Source organism: Luedemannella flava (assembly GCF_039528515.1).
GTDB lineage: Bacteria > Actinomycetota > Actinomycetes > Mycobacteriales > Micromonosporaceae > Luedemannella > Luedemannella flava.
Map to the genome: position 1 here is coordinate 26,881 of NZ_BAAALT010000275.1, position 16,439 is coordinate 43,319.

The 16,439-nt window shown below is 70.5% G+C and carries 18 protein-coding genes; 11 read left to right on the forward strand and 7 right to left on the reverse strand.

Annotated elements, in window-relative coordinates:
* Nucleotides 1-113: 113 nt before the first annotated feature.
* From ABD211_RS30680 to ABD211_RS30690, 3 genes are read right to left on the reverse strand one after another with little or no spacing between them, the layout of a single operon-like run.
* Nucleotides 114-1,508, reverse strand: coding sequence for an aspartate aminotransferase family protein (locus ABD211_RS30680; protein WP_344139359.1), 1,395 nt, complete (start codon nt 1,506-1,508; stop codon nt 114-116).
* Nucleotides 1,483-2,688, reverse strand: a complete 1,206-nt coding sequence (locus ABD211_RS30685) for an aromatic ring-hydroxylating oxygenase subunit alpha (protein WP_344139362.1) — start codon at nt 2,686-2,688, stop codon at nt 1,483-1,485. Before ABD211_RS30685 ends, ABD211_RS30680 begins: the two co-directional genes overlap by 26 nt.
* Complete coding sequence (locus ABD211_RS30690) at nt 2,685-4,307, reverse strand: phytoene desaturase family protein (RefSeq protein WP_344139365.1); 1,623 nt, start codon at nt 4,305-4,307, stop codon at nt 2,685-2,687. The genes ABD211_RS30685 and ABD211_RS30690 overlap by 4 nt, the downstream gene beginning before the upstream one ends.
* Before the next feature lie 57 nt (nt 4,308-4,364).
* Here ABD211_RS30690 and ABD211_RS30695 point away from each other — a divergent pair, with 57 nt between their 5' ends.
* From ABD211_RS30695 to ABD211_RS30705, 3 genes are read left to right on the forward strand one after another with little or no spacing between them, the layout of a single operon-like run.
* A complete protein-coding gene (locus ABD211_RS30695) occupies nt 4,365-5,615 on the forward strand; it encodes a polyamine ABC transporter substrate-binding protein (protein ID WP_344139368.1) in 1,251 nt (416 codons plus the stop codon).
* Nucleotides 5,612-6,508, forward strand: coding sequence for an ABC transporter permease (locus ABD211_RS30700; protein WP_344139371.1), 897 nt, complete (start codon nt 5,612-5,614; stop codon nt 6,506-6,508). Before ABD211_RS30695 ends, ABD211_RS30700 begins: the two co-directional genes overlap by 4 nt.
* The gene (locus ABD211_RS30705) at nt 6,505-7,347 is read left to right on the forward strand and encodes an ABC transporter permease (RefSeq protein WP_344139374.1); all 843 of its coding nucleotides are present in this window, start codon (nt 6,505-6,507) and stop codon (nt 7,345-7,347) included. Before ABD211_RS30700 ends, ABD211_RS30705 begins: the two co-directional genes overlap by 4 nt.
* A gap of 130 nt (nt 7,348-7,477) precedes the next feature.
* Here the strand turns inward: ABD211_RS30705 and ABD211_RS30710 are convergent, their stop codons facing one another.
* Nucleotides 7,478-8,179, reverse strand: a complete 702-nt coding sequence (locus ABD211_RS30710) for a hypothetical protein (RefSeq protein WP_344139377.1) — start codon at nt 8,177-8,179, stop codon at nt 7,478-7,480.
* 241 nt (nt 8,180-8,420) lie between these two features.
* Here ABD211_RS30710 and ABD211_RS30715 point away from each other — a divergent pair, with 241 nt between their 5' ends.
* Nucleotides 8,421-8,807: an HIT family protein gene (locus ABD211_RS30715; RefSeq protein WP_344139380.1), complete on the forward strand. Its 387-nt coding sequence runs from the start codon at nt 8,421-8,423 to the stop codon at nt 8,805-8,807.
* A gap of 51 nt (nt 8,808-8,858) precedes the next feature.
* Here ABD211_RS30715 and ABD211_RS30720 read toward each other — a convergent pair whose 3' ends face one another.
* Nucleotides 8,859-9,500 carry a TetR/AcrR family transcriptional regulator gene (locus ABD211_RS30720; protein WP_344139383.1) on the reverse strand — a complete coding sequence of 214 codons (642 nt, stop codon included), beginning with the start codon at nt 9,498-9,500 and terminating at the stop codon, nt 8,859-8,861.
* A 99-nt stretch (nt 9,501-9,599) separates the two neighbouring features.
* Here ABD211_RS30720 and ABD211_RS30725 point away from each other — a divergent pair, with 99 nt between their 5' ends.
* Both ABD211_RS30725 and ABD211_RS30730 read left to right on the forward strand, forming a co-directional pair.
* Nucleotides 9,600-10,694 carry an ABC transporter ATP-binding protein gene (locus tag ABD211_RS30725; protein ID WP_344139386.1) on the forward strand — a complete coding sequence of 365 codons (1,095 nt, stop codon included), beginning with the start codon at nt 9,600-9,602 and terminating at the stop codon, nt 10,692-10,694.
* 22 nt (nt 10,695-10,716) lie between these two features.
* Entirely contained in the window at nt 10,717-11,175 is a 459-nt protein-coding gene (locus tag ABD211_RS30730) for a hypothetical protein (protein ID WP_344139388.1), read from the forward strand.
* Between the two features lie 56 nt (nt 11,176-11,231).
* Here ABD211_RS30730 and ABD211_RS30735 read toward each other — a convergent pair whose 3' ends face one another.
* The gene (locus tag ABD211_RS30735) at nt 11,232-12,119 is read right to left on the reverse strand and encodes an alpha/beta fold hydrolase (protein WP_344139391.1); all 888 of its coding nucleotides are present in this window, start codon (nt 12,117-12,119) and stop codon (nt 11,232-11,234) included.
* 239 nt (nt 12,120-12,358) lie between these two features.
* On the opposite strand from ABD211_RS30735, the gene ABD211_RS30740 reads away from it, so the two are divergent.
* From ABD211_RS30740 to ABD211_RS30755, 4 genes are all read left to right on the forward strand, one after another.
* Entirely contained in the window at nt 12,359-12,511 is a 153-nt protein-coding gene (locus tag ABD211_RS30740) for a hypothetical protein (protein ID WP_344139394.1), read from the forward strand.
* A 70-nt stretch (nt 12,512-12,581) separates the two neighbouring features.
* Nucleotides 12,582-13,349 carry a maleylpyruvate isomerase family mycothiol-dependent enzyme gene (locus tag ABD211_RS30745; protein WP_344139397.1) on the forward strand — a complete coding sequence of 256 codons (768 nt, stop codon included), beginning with the start codon at nt 12,582-12,584 and terminating at the stop codon, nt 13,347-13,349.
* Between the two features lie 162 nt (nt 13,350-13,511).
* Nucleotides 13,512-14,165: an SMI1/KNR4 family protein gene (locus tag ABD211_RS30750; RefSeq protein WP_344139400.1), complete on the forward strand. Its 654-nt coding sequence runs from the start codon at nt 13,512-13,514 to the stop codon at nt 14,163-14,165.
* A gap of 92 nt (nt 14,166-14,257) precedes the next feature.
* Complete coding sequence (locus tag ABD211_RS30755; RefSeq protein ID WP_344139403.1) at nt 14,258-14,932, forward strand: hypothetical protein; 675 nt, start codon at nt 14,258-14,260, stop codon at nt 14,930-14,932.
* Between the two features lie 7 nt (nt 14,933-14,939).
* Here the strand turns inward: ABD211_RS30755 and ABD211_RS30760 are convergent, their stop codons facing one another.
* Nucleotides 14,940-15,524 (reverse strand): DUF4240 domain-containing protein, encoded by a 585-nt coding sequence (locus tag ABD211_RS30760; RefSeq protein WP_344139406.1) that lies wholly within the window; start codon nt 15,522-15,524, stop codon nt 14,940-14,942.
* A gap of 153 nt (nt 15,525-15,677) precedes the next feature.
* Here ABD211_RS30760 and ABD211_RS30765 point away from each other — a divergent pair, with 153 nt between their 5' ends.
* Complete coding sequence (locus ABD211_RS30765; RefSeq protein ID WP_344139409.1) at nt 15,678-16,439, forward strand: UvrB/UvrC motif-containing protein; 762 nt, start codon at nt 15,678-15,680, stop codon at nt 16,437-16,439.

Here is a 16,439-nt window from a genome sequence, read left to right on the forward strand (position 1 = left end):
CGACGGGCATCGGCGGTTTCGGCGGCGCGTGCCGACGCTGGATGTCCACTATGGCCGATCATCCGCCGCCCGCCGCCTGATCGGACGGTGGCGGGCGGTCCTACGCCCGGTCATCAGGGGGTACGCCTCCGCAGCAGGTCGGCCGCCAGGTGTTCGAGGTTGACGAGGAACCGGTCCGCGTCCTCGACGGTGTGCTGGACCGACAGGGTCCACTGTTCGCACTTGCCCCACGGCGGCAGGAACACGCCGCCGTTGTGCTGGTAGAGCCAGTGGGCGTTGCCCCACTGGTCGGGATAGTCGAGGAAGTCGCGGTAGTTCCGCAGCTTCTCGTGGAAGATCACCGCGCCCTTCGCGCCGTACGCCCGCACGTGCCCCGGCAGGCCGTACCCGCGCAAAATGCGCGTCGCGCCGGTGACCATGCGGGCGCGCAGGCGGTCGAAGTGCGCGTACGCGTCGGCCGTGAGTACCTCGGTGAGCACCACCCGGGTCGCGGCCATCGTGAGCGGGTTGCCGTTGAACGTGCCGACCTGCTCGTACTCGCCGGTGGCGATGAGGCCCATGAGCGCGGGCACCCCGCCGATCGCCCCGCAGGGCAGCCCGCCGCCCAGCGCCTTGGCCAGGCACACGAGGTCGGGCATGACCCCCGACCACTCGACCGCGCCGCCCGGCGCGACGGCCAGCCCGGTCTTCACCTCGTCGTAGGCCAGGTACGCACCGTGCCGGTGCAGCAGGTCCCGCAACGACGCCAGGTAGCCGGGCGGCGGGGGCACCAGCCCGATGTTCATCATGATCGGCTCGATGATCATGCCGGCGATCTCGTCGCGGTGCTCGACCAGGGCCCGCTCGACCGCGCCCAGGTCGCCGAACGGCACCACCACGGTCAGGTCCGCGACGGCCGCCGGAATGGCCCGACTGCCCGGCACCGAGCGCGGCCGCGACGATGGGCCGGCCGCCGCCAGGCTCGGATAGACACTCACCTGCACGCTGTCGTGGTGCCCGTGGTACGTACCCTCGACTTTTATGATCTTCGGGCGGCCGGCGGCGACGCGCATCAGGTGGATGGCGTCCATGGTGGCCTCGGTGCCGGAGTTGTTGTAGCGCCACAGGGGCAGCCCGTAGCGGTTGGCCAGGGCGCGCGCGACGGCCGCCGCGTCGGCCGTGGGCTGGGCGAAGTGGGTGCCGCGGCGGACCCGGTCGGAGACGGCCGCCACGATCGCCGGGTGGGCGTGGCCGACGAGCGCGACGCCGAACCCGCCGTGCAGGTCCACGTACTCGGCACCGTCCACGTCGATGACGCGCGAGCCGGCGCCGTGGTCGATCCACACCGCGCCGGGCGGCGCGTCCTGCCAACTGGAGGCGACGCCGCCGGCGAGCACGTTCGCGCTGGCCTCGCGCATGCGCCGCGAATGGGCGGTACGGGCGAGAAAGAGCTGTTCCTGTTCGGTGATCAGATCGTCGAGGAGGTGGAGGTCGGTGACGAGTTCAGGTGCCGGTCTGTTGCCGGACATGGGAACCATTCCGATCGGAAGACGTGACCGCCGGCAGCGCGCCGTCGAGATACGCGCGCGCCAGCACGGCGATGGTCTGAAAAACGGTGTCCTCGTGGCCCGGCGACAACGGCCCGGGCCGGTACCCGCGGGACGCCACGCCGCGCTGCACGCCAGCGCACGCGGCCCAGTCCTGCCGGTTGGTGACGTCCCAGAAGTCCACCGCGTACGCCGGGTCGAACCCGTCGGCCGCGATCGTCTCCGGGGGGAACAGCCACTCGCACACGACGTTCGTGCGGTCGGGCGCGAGCGGTTCGAGCACGTGCGTCATCACATAGTCGGGATGCACGGACAGCAGCAGGTTGGGGAACAGCTGCAGGTAGACCACGTCGCGCAGCTGCCGCCCGGTCAGCGCGCGCATGGGCGGGGCACCCGCGCGGCCGTCGAGCGACATGGTCGCCACCCCGTCGAGCAGCTCCATGTCGCCCCCGATCCACAGCCCGTCCGGTTCGAACGAGCCGCCGCTGTCGGGGGAGGAGACCCGGCACAGCTCCGGGTGGATCGTGGAGCAGTGGTAGCACTCCTGGTAGTTCTCCACGAGCAGCTTCCAGTTGGCCTCCACCACGTACTCGTGCCGGCCGGCCACCTCGATTCTTTCCAGCTCGTAGGGCGCGAACCGGGTGTCGAGGCTCGGGCCCAGATAACGGTGCAGCGGTGGGGCACTGCCGGAGGCGTTGACGAACACGAACCCGTGCCACTCGGCGACCGCGACCGGCACCAGACCGAGCCCGTCGCGCGCCGCGTCGTCGATGCCGGAGGCCTCGGCATACGGCACCTTGTGCAGCCGCCCGGCGTTGTCATAGACCCAGCTGTGGTACGGGCAGGTGAGGAACCGACCCGTGCTCGACGTGCCGCAGGGCAGCAGCTCGTGGGCCCGGTGCCGGCACGTGTTGTAGAACCCGCGCAGCACCCCGTCGTCGTCACGCATCAGCAGCACGGCATCGTCGCCGACGCCGACCGCCCGCCGGGTGCGCGCGGGCACGTCACCCGCCCGGCCGACGCAGACCCAGCCGCCCGCGAAGACGACCTTCCGCTCCCAGTCCAGGACGGCCTGGTCGGTGTAGGCGCCCTGCGGCAGCATGGTGCCGCTGCCCGCCAGGCATGCCTCGACCGCCGCGCGATCGAGTGGGGCCGGGTTCACCGCCGCCACCACCGGCGGTCCGCGAGGACCTTGCGGCTGCACAGGTAGCCGGCGATGCCGGTCACCCCGCCGCCGCCGTGGGTGGCCGACGAGCACTGGTAGAGCCCCCGGATCGGGCTGGTGAAGTCGGCGTACCCGGGGGCGGGCCGCAGGTGGAACAGCTGGTCGGGGGTCAGCTCCCCGTGGAAGATGTTGCCCCCGATCAGCCCGTACTCGTGCTCCATCTCGTACGGGCCGATGACCTGGCGGTGCAGGATCAGGTCGGTGAAGCCCGGCGCGTGCGCCTCGAACTCCGCGATGACCCGGTCGGCATACGCCTCCAGTTCGTCGCGGTGCGGCTCGGTCGCCCAGGTGTGCGGCACCCACTGGGTGAACATCGACATGACGTGGGTGCCCTCGGGGCACAGCGTCGGGTCCAGCGTCGAGGGGATGGCGCAGTCCGCGAACGGCCGCGCGGCGGCGCGCCCCTCGCGGGCGTCGGTGAACGCCCGCTCCAGATAGTCGAGCGACGGGGCCAGCTCAATCGCCCCGGAGTAGTGCTCAAGCGGCATGTCGGGCGCCGCCGCGAACCGGGGCAGCCCGGACAACGCGACGTTGACCTTGACGGAGCCGCTGCGCGTACGCCACCGTTCTATGTCCGTCACGAAGTCCGACGGCAACTGGTCGCGTGCGATCTGGCGGAGGAAGGTGATGGCCGGGTGGGTCGCGGCGAGCACGATCGGCGCGTGGTACTCCCGGCCGTCCGTGGTCACGACACCGGTGACCCGGTTGTCGGCCACGAGGATCCGCTCGACGGACGAGTCCGTCAGAACCGTCGCGCCGAACGACTCCGCCGAGGCGCGGATCGCGGCGCTGACCGCGCCCATGCCCCCGACGGGGTAGCCCCACTGGCCCATCGCGCCGTCGCCGAGGTCGCCGATGGTGTGGTGCATCATCACGTACGCCGTGCCGGGCGCGCACGGCCCGGCCCACGTGCCGATGATGCCGTTGACCGCCATGACGCCCTTGAGCTGCTCCGAGGAGAACCACTCGTCGAGCACGTCGGCGATGCTCATGGTGAACAGCCGCACCGCGTCGGCGGCCCTACGGACGTCGAGCCCGCGCATGCCCCACACGAGCCGCAGCTGGTCGATCAGGTCGCCGGGGCGGCGCGAGGCCACCTTCGGCGGCGTGCGCATCAGCAGCGGCGCGAGGATCTCGCCGATGCCGCCCAGCCAGGCGTGGTAGCGGATCATCGCGTCCGCGTCGTGCCTGGAGAACGCGGCGATCTGGTCGTAGTCGCGCGCCGGGTCCTCGGTGAGCAGCAGCGACCGCTTGTCCTCGTACGGCACGAATGTCGGGCCCATCGGAATCACGCGGTAGCCGTGCTCGCGCAGCCGCAACTGGTCCACGATGGTCGGTGGCATGAGGCTCATGACGTACGACAGCGAGGTCATTTTGAACTCGGGGCCCCAGGGCGTGTCCGTGCGCGCGGCCCCACCGGTGTCGGGACGGGCCTCCAGGACGAGAGGCTTGAGCCCGGCCCGGGCAAGGAACGCGGCGGCGACCAGTCCATTGTGTCCACCGCCCACGACGATCGCGTCGACGTCGTTGCCGGGGTCTTGTGACGTGGCCCGCATGGGCGACAGATTAACTGAACAGCCAGTCAGTTTGGCAAGAGCGAGATGGGATACCAGATGCGGTTCCATCCCCGAGAGGGCCGCGGCCCCTCACCGACCCGACGCCAGTTTCTGCGGCTCGGCGGCCTATCGTTGGTCGCCGCGACGGGCGCGCTGGCGGGCTGCGAACGACCCGGTCGGGGCGGCGGCCCCGGCACGGCCACCGTCGACCCGGTCGCGCTGAGCCGACCGGACCGACCGGCGCGCCTGCCGCTCTACCCCGACGCGCCCGCCATCGCCGACGGGCTGTCGCCCGAGAAGGGCGGCACGTTCAAGATCTTCAACTACGCCGAGTACCTCTCCCCGGACGTGACCAAGGCCTTCGGCAAGAAGTACGGCGTGACCGTCGAGGTGACCACGTTCACCACGCAGGACGAGGCCGTTGCCAAGCTGCGCACCGCGGGCAGCGCCTTCGACGTGTACTTCCCGACGCCCGATATCCTCGGCCGTCTCGCGGCCGGCAAGCTGCTGCAGCCGCTCAACCACACGTACCTGCCGAACTTGAAGAACGCGTGGCCGCAGCTGCAGGACCCGTTCTACGACCAGGGCGCGCAGTACACGGTGCCCTACACCGCCTACACCACCGGCGTGGGCTACCGCGCCGACAAGGTGAAGTCGGTGCCGGCCAACGGCTGGGACCTGCTCTGGGACCCCGCCTACAAGGGCAGGGCGTACGTCCTCGACGACTACCGCGAGGCCCTGAGCATGGCGCTGCTGCGCGCCGGCAACAAGGACCTCAACACCGAGGACCCGGCGGCTCTCAAGGCGGCCGGCGACGCGTTGCGTCAGCTCGTCGACGCGGTCAACATCAAGATCGGCATCGCGGCCTACCAGACGGTGCCGGAGGGCCAGGCCACGGTGCACCACTGCTGGTCCGGCGACATCATCAACGCCCAGTACTACCTGCCCAAGGACGTCGACGCGAGCGTCCTCGGCTACTGGTACCCCGCGGATCTGGCCGGGCCGGTGGGCACCGACTGCATGGCGATCCCGAAGGCCGCGACCAAGCCGGTGCTCGCCCACCTGTTCCTCAACCACCTGCTCGACAACGACGTGGCGCTGGAGAACTTCTCCTTCACCGGCTACCAGCCGGCCCTGGCCGCGGCCACGCCGGAGAAGCTGACCGCTGACGAGTTCATCGCGCCCAACCTCACCTCCGCCGTCGTCACCGCCGACCACTACGCCAAGGGCCTGCAGGAGCTGCAGCTCAGCCTCGACGGGGAGACGACCTGGAACAACCAGTGGGCGGCCTTCAAGGCGGGTCGTTGAGCCGGAGCGTCCGCGGCCCGCAGCGTCTGTGGGCCGCGTTCGCGGCGCCCGGCACCGCCTGGCTGGTGGTGTTCTTCGCGGTGCCGTTCTACGCGATCGCCGCCGTCGCCTTCGGCTACCGCGACCCGGTCTTCGGCTCGCCGATCCCCGAGTGGATGCCCTGGTACTGGGACTTCGGCGCGTTCAACGCGGTGGTGTCCCGGGTCGTCGACGGCGACCTGCGCGACGTCTTCCTGCGCACCGGCCTGTTCGTGGGGCTGGCGCTCATCGGGTGCGTCCTCATCGGCTACCCGGTCGCGTACTACCTGGCCCGGCATGCCGGGCGGCGGCGCGGGCTGCTGCTCGCGCTCATCCTCGTGCCCTGGTGGATCAACTACATCACCCGGATGCTGGCCTGGGTGAGCCTGTTGCAGGACGACGGGTACGTCAACGACGTCCTGCGGTGGTTCAGCTTCGATCCGGTGAACTGGCTCGGCGGCAGCCCGTACACGGTGGTGCTCGCGCTCATCTACGGGTACATCCCGTTCTTCATCGTGCCGCTGTCGGCGACGCTCGACCGGATCGATCCCCGGCTGCTCGACGCGTCGCGGGATCTCGGCGTCGGCGGCGTGCGCACGTTCCTGCACGTCACCCTGCCGCTGAGCCGGCCGGGGCTGATGACCGCCTCGGCGATCACGGCGCTGCCGATGTTCGGCGACTACTACACGAACTCGATGGTCTCCGGCTCGCCCACGACCACGATGATCGGCAACGAGATCGAGTTCTACCTGCTGGGCGGCTCGCAGAAGCAGACGGGCGCGTCGCTCGTGCTCATCATGTCGCTGCTGCTGATAGCGCTCATGATCTACTACCTGGTCGCGTCCAGCCGCGACCGCAGGGAGTCGACCACATGAGGCGACGGCCGTTCGTGCTCGCGACCCTGACCTGGCTCTACGTGGTGTGGTCGCTGTTGCCCGTACTCGTGGCGGTGCAGTTCTCGTTCAACGCGGGCCGCTCGCGCAGCACGTGGCAGGGGTTCTCGTGGCGGTGGTATTTCGGCGACAGCGGCTCGGTCACCGCCGATCCGACGCTGCGGCTCGCGCTGTGGAACACGCTGGAGATCGCGGCCCTCACGACGGTCATCGCGACGCCGCTCGGCGTGGCGCTGGCGCTCGGCCTGACCCGGTGGCGCGGCCGCGGCGCCCGGGGCGCCGACGTGCTCACCCTGCTGCCGCTGGCCACCCCCGAGATCGTCATGGGCAGCGCGCTCTACCTGGTCATCACCACGCTCTACCAGTTCGTGCCGCTGGGCCAGCCCGCCCAGGTGCTCGGCCACGTCACGTTCTCCATCTCGTACGTGGTGGTGATCGTGTCGGCGCGCCTGCAGTCGATCGGCGGCGGGTACGAGGCGGCGGCCCGCGACCTGGGTGCCACCCCGATGCAGGCGCTGCGCACCGTCCTGCTCCCGCTGCTCGCGCCGGCCGTGGTCGCCAGCTCCCTGATCGTCTTCGCGTCGTCCCTGGACGACTTCGTGATCAGCTCGTTCCTGTCGGCGGACGCGTCGTCGGTGACGGTGCCGATCCGCCTCTACAGCTCCGTCCGCAACGCCCCGTCCCCGGCCCTCAACGCCCTTGCCACGCTCCTGCTGCTCGGCTCCGCGCTGACCCTTTTGCTCGCCTGGTTGGTGCTGCGCCGCATGCGCCGCGGCAACGGCTCCGCCGCCCTCCAGGAACTCGCCTCGATCGACGGGTAAACGGGCCGGCCGATGCATCGCGCCCTTTCGGGTTGTGCGACAAGAGTGCTACCGCTGTTCAGCAGAGGTTCGACAGAGGTGCGCGCTTACCCCGCCGCCGTAGCACGGTCGGCGGGGTAGGCACGTCCGGTCACGGGTAGGGCAGGACGTAGGTGCCGAAGGCCGAGTAGTTGCCGAACTTGTCGAAGGCCCGCACCGCGTAGGTCGTCGTCACCGTGGCGTTCGGCACGGAGATCAACGCGTTGGACGTGACCGTGCGGTAGAGCGTCCCGTTGATGTAGACCTCGTAGCCGGACAGGCCCCAGTCGTCGGTCGAGGCCGACCATTTGAGGGTTGTGCCGGTGCCGACGCCCGGCCAGGTGGCCCGCCGGGCGATCACGTCTGCGGGGACGGTCGGCGGCTGCGTGTCGGTCAGCACGCTGTACGCGCACGGGTTCCCGTCGATCGTGCAGTTGGTCGGGTCCGCGGTGACGGCGCCAATGGGGACGTGGATGGTGAAGGTGGTGCCCGCGACCATCGGACTCGTGGACCGGTAGGTGCCGACCCAGTGGTTGGTGCCGGGGGTCTTGAACATGGGCAGACCGGTCCAGTTCAGCGTCCCGGCCCCGGGGGGCAGGTCGAACTCCAGCCGCCATTCGGTCGTCGGCGCGTTGTGGTCGTACGTGACGGTGACGCGGAGGGTGTAGCCGATGGTTCCTGGTAGTTGGGGCAGTCGGGACACGGAGCCCGTGGACGCGTAGGCGGGCGATCCGATGGCGAGGGTCGTGGCCGTTGCGAGGACGGTGGCAAGGGCGAGAATCCGCCCGCGCGCGCGAAGGCGTGAACCATTCATGAGCATCAATGTATGAGGTTCGAGGAATGCTGAGCATCGGTCGGATGGTCGCCCATACAGGACGGTCACCCGGTGTACCGGCGGGGCCGCGTTATGCGATGGGCCGGCGGTGGGATCAGGTTCCCGGTCAGCGCTGCGCCGGCATGACCGATACGTTGGTCCGATGCGGATAACGCACGAACCAGAGGGATACCGGTGTCCGCTGTGCGATCTGCTGGCCGGGCAGCCCGATGGGATCAACGTGGTCGAGGACATCGTGCGGCGAACCGAGCGCGCGGCCGCGCTGATAGCGCCGCGCTGGTGGCCCAACAACCCCGGGCACGTGATTGTCGTTCCGATCGGGCACCACGAGCATCTCTATGCCATCCCGGCCGAGGACTACCGGGCGGTCGGCGACCTGGTGCGCGAGGTCGCCATTGCGATCCGCGAAACGTACGGCTGCGACGGGGTCTCCACCCGCCAGCACAACGAGCCCGCCGGTAACCAGGACGTCTGGCACCTCCACGTGCACGTGTTCCCGCGGTACGAGGGCGATGACCTCTACCGCTCGCAGGCCCTGCCAGGGTGGCGCACACTCGATGAGCGTCAGCTGTATGCCAGGCGCCTGAAGACGTACTTCGACCGGTAACGTCAGGTGAACGCCTAGACGGACAGCGCCCCGCCCAGGTCGCCGGGAGCGTCAAGCGTTCGCGAGGTCGGCCGGATCGAGGCCGATCTCGCGCGCGGTGGCAACCCGGACGTGCTCCAGCACGCGGGCGTGGGTGACCGCGTCGGGGTGCAGGGTGAGGCGCACGATCAGGCCGTCGAGCATGGCGTCGACGCGTTCGGCCGCGGCGGCCGGGTCGACGCAGGTGAACTCGCCCTGCTCGACGCCCTCCCGGATGACGCGCTCGACCGCGTGGATCCAGGCCAGCTCCAGCTCCTCCAGGATGACCCGCAGGGCCGGCGTGCGCAGGCCGGCGGCCCACGCCTCGATCCAGAGCATCCAGCTCTGGTCGGTGCCCTCGCCCGGAATGTACTGCCGGATCACCCGGTCGAGCCGGTGCAGCGCGGTGCCCGGGCTGCCCACGATCTCGTCGAGCTGCGCGCGCTCGATGTCGGAGGTGGCCCGCAGCATGGCGACCATCAGGTCGTCCTTGGTGGCGAAGTGGTAATGGATCAGACCGCCGCTGACCCGTGTCTCCTTGGCGATGTCGGCGACGCGGGTGCTGGCGATGCCGCGCTCGACCACCACCTTGCGGGCGGCGCGCAGCAGCTCGGCGCGGCGCCGGTCGGCGAGGTGGGCGCGCGGGTTGTTCGGCGCGTCCGGATCCTTCAACACGGCGTGAGGATACCGCGCCGTAACATGGTCGGACCCCGTCCGCTTACTGGCTGTCAGTCAGCTTCCGCGGCGTGGACGGCCTGCCTAGACTTGCCCGCCATGACGGCAACCCCGGCCGGCGGCGCGATCGAGCTGCAGGGCCTGCGCAAGCGGCACGGCGACGCGGTCGCCGTTGACGGCATCGACCTGTGCGTCGAGGCGGGCGAGTTGTTCTCCCTGCTCGGGCCGTCCGGTTGCGGGAAGACCACCACGCTGCGGCTGATCGGCGGCTTCGACGAGCCGACCGAGGGGCGCGTCCTGCTCGACGGGGTCGACCTGGCCGGCACGCCGGCCCACCGGCGCCCGATCAACACGGTGTTCCAGAGCTACGCCCTGTTCCCGCACCTCACCGTCGCCGACAACATCGCGTACGGGCTGCGCTGGCGGCCGGGCGTCGACCGGGCCGAACGCCGGCGACGCGTCGGCGAGGCCCTGGAGCTGGTCCGGCTGACGAAGCTCGCCGAACGGCGCCCGCACCAGCTCTCCGGCGGCGAGCAGCAGCGCGTGGCGCTGGCCCGGGCACTGGTCTGCGAGCCGAGTGTGCTCCTGCTCGACGAGCCGTTCGGCGCGCTCGACGCCAAGCTGCGCAAGACGCTGCGCGCCGAGCTGAGGACGCTGCAGCGCGCGGTCGGCACCACCTTCATCTTCGTGACGCACGACCAGGAGGAGGCGCTGGAGATGTCCGACCGGCTCGCCGTCCTCGACGGCGGCCAGGTCGTGCAGTGCGGCACCCCCAAGCAGGTGTACGGCGCACCGCGCACCGAGTTCGTGGCCGACTTCCTGGGCCTCGCCAACCTGCTCGACGTGGAGTGCCTCGGCCCGGCCGGCGACGGCCGGGCCAGCGTGCGCCTGGGTTCCGAGACTCTCACCGCGACCTGCACGGACGCCGGCACGCCGGGTCCTGGGCGGGTGGTCATCCGTCCGGAGCGGGTGCGGCTGGGGCCGGCCGACGCGGCGGGCGAGAACACGCTGACCGCGTCAGTGTCGCAGGTCGTCTACGTCGGCGCCACGACGCAGGTGGTCACGCGGCTGCCCAACGGCGCGACCGTGCAGGCGCTGGTCGTCAACGACGCGGACGTCGACGACGGGCTGCGGCCCGGCACGCCGGTGACGGTGACGCTGCCGGCCGACGCCGTGTGCCTGCTCGAAAGGTGAGGTGTCATACCGGCGTGGTGGGGTGGCGACCGTGGTGATCAAAGATGCCGGCGTGTGGGCGACCGGCGAAACCCTCGAGGACCTCTCCGTGTACGCGATGTCGGAGGGCGCCGAGGGGTACGACGTCGACGAAGTGCGGCTGTGCACCTGCGCGGCCTGCGGCGGTCAGGTGTTCGGCCTCCATGGCGATCTCGAGGAGCAGGCGGCGAAGCGCATCTGCCGCGGCTGCGGTGCGGCGCATTTCATTGCGGACAGCGGCGAATACTGGGATGACGACCGGTTCGGCATCATGGTCTGCGAGTGCGACGGCGACGGCGACGAGGAGGACTTCAACCTCGCCGTCGGGTATTCGCTCTACGCGGACCGCGCCGGCATCCGCGCGCTTGCCATCACCAGCCGTTGCGTCGCCTGCAACCGCCTCGGTCACTGGGACGATTGGATGATCCGCACCGGCGACCTGGGTCTGCTGGATCTCGCTTAAGTGAGTGTTGAGAAGCCGGGCGGCGAGTCAGTCCGTTCTCGAACACCTACCAAGGGCTACCGCCATGCCGTGACAAGGGCAGCCAGCATGTCGGACCGGTGCGTGTCGCCGATGGTCAGGTGGTCCTCGCCCGGGAAGATGACGAGCTCGGCGGTGGGGATCCCGTCGGCGTACCAACGCCCGTATGCCACGGGGCAGGCTTCGTCCGCGTCCCCGTACCAGAGCAGGGTCGGCGCCCGGACGGCGCCGAGGTCGAAGTCCCAGCCGCCGCCGTGGGCGAGCCCGTCGTACACCGCGCCTTCGGTGCCCTCCAGCACCGCGCGCATGGCCTCCGCCATGAGCGCCCGGTAGGCCTCGTCGCCGGCCCGCGGATCGTCGCCGAGCCAGGCGTCGAGACGGGCGCTGTCGTCGGGCTCGCGGCGCAACCCCGCCTGCCAGACGTTCTCGACGAGGTGACGCATGCCGGCGCGGGCGCCGACGAGGTCGCCGTCGTCCAGGCGTGCCAGGCACGCCCGCTCCTCCGGCTCCACCGACGGGTCGGCCAGCTCCCGCCACGGACCGGCGCCCGCGATGACGCCGACGGCCCGCACCCGCTGGGGGTCGACGGCCGCGGTCGCGACGGAGAAGGGCCCGCCCCCCGACGCCCCGACCACGGCGTACTCCTCAAGGTTGAGCAGGGTGGCGAGGGCGGCAATGTCGCGGCCCGCTGCCGACAGGCTCGGCCGGCCGACGACCGGGGTCGACCCGCCGTAGCCCGGCCGGTTCACGCTGATGAGCCTGACCCCGGCGGCCACCGCCGCCGGGTGCCACAGTCTGCCCATGATGCGCGTGTTCGGGGTTCCCGGCTGATGGATGATCGGCGGCCCGGACGGATCGCCACCATCGAAAATCTCGACAATCCGGCCATCGGGCAATGTCAGGCTCGCGTCGTCCCCGCTGCTCATGACCACACGCTAGGCGGACCGCCCGGCCGCTTCAAGGTCACCTGCGTAGGCCGACATCGTGACTGTCGGCGTCGGGCGGGGCACCCGACACCCTGTCCGTGTCGTTATTTCGTCGATCATTGATTGGCGGCCGGTAACTAGGATTCCGTCGCGGGGCCGCCCGCTCGGCCACCCCTGACCACGGCTACAACCCGCGAGTAGAGCCGCGGTGGCGCCGGGCCGACGAGAGTGGTACACCGATGACGCTACCCGGCGTTGGCGTCCCGTCGAGGAGGCCCGAGGACACGTTCTGTAACCCCACCGAGGTCATCATCGGTCGCGGCTACGACCTCCACGTCTTTCACTGCCCGCAGGACTACGCCCACCCGCCCGCGACAACGATGCAGTTCTAGCGGGGTTCCCGCCGCGTCAGCGAGGAAAATAGCTGGCCGCTCGTGGGGGCGCGGTGATAGACACCCGGGGGTGCACGAGAACCTGCAGTTCACGGACCTACTGCGACTGATCGACGAACGATCGACCGCCTTCCGCGCCGCGGTCGCCGCCGCGCCCAGACTCGACGTCCAGGTGCCGACGTGCCCCGACTGGACGCTGCTGGACCTGGTGCAACACCTGGGCGAGGGACGCCGCGTCTGGGCGGCCACCATCGCCGCAGGTGCGGACGCCGCGGAAAAGGCCGAGCCGCAGGGCGACCCCGCCGCGCCCGAGGAGCGCGAGGCCCTGTTGGCCTGGTTGGCCGCGTCGACGCGGCAGTTGCTGGACGCCCTGCGGGAGGCCGGCCCGGATCGCGGTTGCTGGACGTGGTGGGGTCGGTCGCAGTCGCCGCGGACCTGCGCTGCCGTCGCCCGACGTCAGCTTCACGAGATCGCGGTACACACCTACGACGCCCAACTCACCGTGGGCGCGCCGCAGCCGATGCCGGACGAGGTCGCCGTCGACGGTGTCGAGGAGTTCCTGTCCACCTTCTGCACCACGACGGTCGCCTGGCCCCATGAGCCCGCCGTCGTCCACTACGCGGTCACCGAGGGCCGTGCCTGGCGTAACACACTCTCCGACGACGGTGCCCGGCTCGCCCGCCTCGCCACGCCCGGCACAGGGTCCGACGCCTCCGCCTACGGCACGGCCAACGAGCTGGTGCTCGCCTTCTACGGCCGGATCCCCTTGGACTCCCTGAAGCTGGACGGCAACCGACGTATCTTCGACCAACTCGTGGACTGGGACCCGGAGCGGTAGGTGCTCCCGTTAGAAACGCCGGATCACCCTCCGCGCTGTCGCGTTCAGCGAGACCCCTGTAGCCCGTGGGCGAATAGGTGTTCTACCTGCCGACGGGTCGGCTTGATCGTGAAGTGGTCCTCCGTGACGCGGGCACGATACGGCCGGCGCTAGGCTCCGCGCGTGGCGGAAGAGTTGTGGAAAGGCGTTCGGGAGCGGGTGTCGCGCCTCGCGGACAGGGTGGGCCCGGCTGAGGTGTTCGGCGCGGGTGCGCACGGGTTCGCCGTCGAGCCGCCGTTGACCGGGGACGCGGTCGAGGACGCGGAGCGGGCCCTCGGCGTCCGCCTGCCGGAGGAGTACCGCGGCTTCCTGTTGGAGGTCGGCGCCGGCGGCGCGGGTCCCGCGTACGGCGTGTTCGCGTTGAACCAGGTGGCGGGCGGCTGGGAGTGGGCGGCCAAGGACACGCACCGCACCGACACCGACCGGCTGCGCGAGCCGTTCACGCCGCAGCACATCGGCGGGAGGGCCATCGAGCCGCTCGACCTTCGCGCGCCGCACCGGTACGACTTCGAGTACCGCGGCGACTACGAGTCGGCGTACGGGCGGTGGGCGGACGCGTTCTGGCACCCCGACCGCACCGCCGGCGCGATCTGCGTGTGCGACGAGGGCTGCCTGCGGCGCTACTGGCTGGTCGTCACCGGCGCCGAACGCGGGACGATCTGGCGGGACTACCGCACGGACGGCCTGGATCTGGCGCCCCTGTTCGATGTGGACGGCGGCCGGCTGACGTTCGGTCGGTGGTACCTCGCCTGGCTCGACGAGGCGGAGCGGCGCTGACAAGCGGTTCGCGTGTCGGCGTTCTGTCATTGTCCGGCGAAGGTCACGTTTCGTAGTGTCCTCCTCACGCACTGATGGAGATGGAGGGCCGAATGTCCGAGCTCGTCGCCCCGCAACTCGTCGTGAACAGCAGGATGATCTATTTCGGCTGGCTCCCCGCCGATCCGGACGCGGTCGCGAAGCTCGTTCCGGACGGCCTCACGCCCATTGCCAACAAGCAGATCTTCATGAACCAGTACGTCGTCGACCGGCCCGAACAGACCTCCGGCTTCGGGGCGTACTCACTGACGTACATCGGGGCTGACCTTGATCTTTTCGCCCCGGACGGGGTGACCCCCGGGCGCTGGTGGACCCACTACTTCAACTCGAGCCCGGTCGTGCGCGGCTACGCCAGCCAGCGCGGCGTCCCGGCCACGCCCGGCTCGACCACCATCGAGATCGACGGCACGACGCTGGTCGCGACGACCGAGTCCGACGGCGTGCCGGTGATCCGCACGACGGCCCGGGTCGGCGCGGTCAGCTCGACGACAAGCCGCGGCCAGCTGCGCTACCTGACCGCGTCGAACGGCTCGTTCCTGAGCGGCAACTACCCGTTCATCGCCGAGCCGGTGGACGACTTCGAGGTCGTCTCCCTGGAGTTCCTCGAACCCGACCATCCGGTGTACGCGCTGCGCCCGACCGACCCGCTCGAAGTGACCTGGGGCTTCTACACGCCCCGATCGTCGTTCGTGTATCCGGGCGGGGAGGCCGTTCTGGACGTCGAGTAACGGCACGTCAGTACTCGACCCAGTGTGCGCCGAACAGCGCCCACAGCCGGGGGTACCGACGTGATGTCTCGGCGCCCTTCAGGTGTCGCCACTCGATGTCGGCCGGGTCGGGGTCGGAGCGGACGCGGACACCGCGCTCCTCGCTGAGTACGTCGCGGATGTCGCCCTCGACGTCGTTGCGGTGCTCGCCCACCTTCAACGCGACGTACTCCAGCGTCTCCCAGTCCGGAAAGTCCTCGTCCGCCCACGGCCTCGGCCGGGAGGCCAGCCAGCGCGCCTCCGGCGTCGTGGCAAGGTTGTCGGGGTCGGCGATCGCGGCGTCGTAGGCGTTGCGGCCGAGCCCGACCAGCCACATCTGGAAGTAGTGGAACGAGTCCGTGCCGCAGCCGTCGCCGTAGATGAGGTCGGCGGCGTTCCACAGCCGGTACGTGTTGGCTGGCTCGCGGGTCGCGGCCAGGTGCTCAACGAAGTCGAGCAGGTGGGCGCGGGAGATGCGCAACAGCCGCCCGCCCAGGTAGGACTCGCGCGCTTCGCGCGTCGCTCCGGCGTGGCGCGACGCCTCGATGAAACCCCAGAACTCGTCCACGTTCACGCCATGATCCTAAAGACGTGGACGAGCTGAAGCGTGGCCAGCGTAGGGTCGGCGGCGTAGGCGATGCGGGTCCGGCCGTCCGGACAATGAGGAGTGGCCCTCCCTGCTCGACAGCGTGTGACCGTGTGAATCCCGAATGGATCGTGATGCCTGGTGGATGACCCGCAGCCGGCGCCGGACCCCTTCCGGCGGGCGACCGACCGTGCCCGCGCGGCCGCGTTCGCGGCGGCACGGCACGCGATCAGCCTGGGCCACCGCCAGACCACTCCGGAGCATCTACTTCTCGGGATCATTTCGGCCGACGAGAGCATCGCCGTCATGGTGCTGGCGGCACTGGGCATCCCACCATCCGCTCTGCGGGAGCGGATCGAGGCGGGCCTTGCAGGCCGACAGGACGGCGCCACCAAGCATCCCCCGAAATCGGACGACTATACGGAGGTCCTGTGGCGGGCGCGGCGGCGCGCGGACCAGTTCGGCTCCGAGTACGTCAGCACCGATCACCTGCTGGTGGCCCTGGGGGAGGGCGAGGGCGCCGTCCGTGACGCACTGGTCGCCCTGGGCGCAACGCCCGACCGGGTCGCCGCCGAAGCGTGGCGCATGTTGCGGCGGTACACCCACGGTCGGCCCTGGCCCGGTCACGAGCCGAGCGCTGACCAGTTGGTCGGGGCGCGCCGTCTGGTGGTGCCGCGGGAGTGGCGCGCGTACCCGACGAGGATCGCGGAGGTGCGTGGGGACAAGGAAGCCGCCATTGAAGCCGGCGACTTCGAGCGGGCGGCGCTGCTGCGCGAGACGGAGAAGCGGCTGTTGGTCGAACGTGCGGAGCTGGCGCGCGCGTGGATCGCGGAGGTCGGTCCCGTGCTGGTCGTCAGCGAACTTGATCGGCTCTACGCGGAGACCGACGTCCCGGACGCGTGA

What these genes read in the sequence shown, in the direction of transcription:
- ABD211_RS30680 (WP_344139359.1), bottom strand. Translation starts at nt 1,508, where the DNA reads ATGTCCGGCAACAGACCGGCACCTGAACTCGTCACCGACCTCCACCTC.
- ABD211_RS30690 (WP_344139365.1), bottom strand. Translation starts at nt 4,307, where the DNA reads ATGCGGGCCACGTCACAAGACCCCGGCAACGACGTCGACGCGATCGTC.
- ABD211_RS30695 (WP_344139368.1), top strand. Translation starts at nt 4,365, where the DNA reads ATGCGGTTCCATCCCCGAGAGGGCCGCGGCCCCTCACCGACCCGACGC.
- ABD211_RS30705 (WP_344139374.1), top strand. Translation starts at nt 6,505, where the DNA reads ATGAGGCGACGGCCGTTCGTGCTCGCGACCCTGACCTGGCTCTACGTG.
- ABD211_RS30710 (WP_344139377.1), bottom strand. Translation starts at nt 8,179, where the DNA reads ATGAATGGTTCACGCCTTCGCGCGCGCGGGCGGATTCTCGCCCTTGCC.
- ABD211_RS30725 (WP_344139386.1), top strand. Translation starts at nt 9,600, where the DNA reads ATGACGGCAACCCCGGCCGGCGGCGCGATCGAGCTGCAGGGCCTGCGC.
- ABD211_RS30735 (WP_344139391.1), bottom strand. Translation starts at nt 12,119, where the DNA reads ATGAGCAGCGGGGACGACGCGAGCCTGACATTGCCCGATGGCCGGATT.
- ABD211_RS30740 (WP_344139394.1), top strand. Translation starts at nt 12,359, where the DNA reads ATGACGCTACCCGGCGTTGGCGTCCCGTCGAGGAGGCCCGAGGACACG.
- ABD211_RS30755 (WP_344139403.1), top strand. Translation starts at nt 14,258, where the DNA reads ATGTCCGAGCTCGTCGCCCCGCAACTCGTCGTGAACAGCAGGATGATC.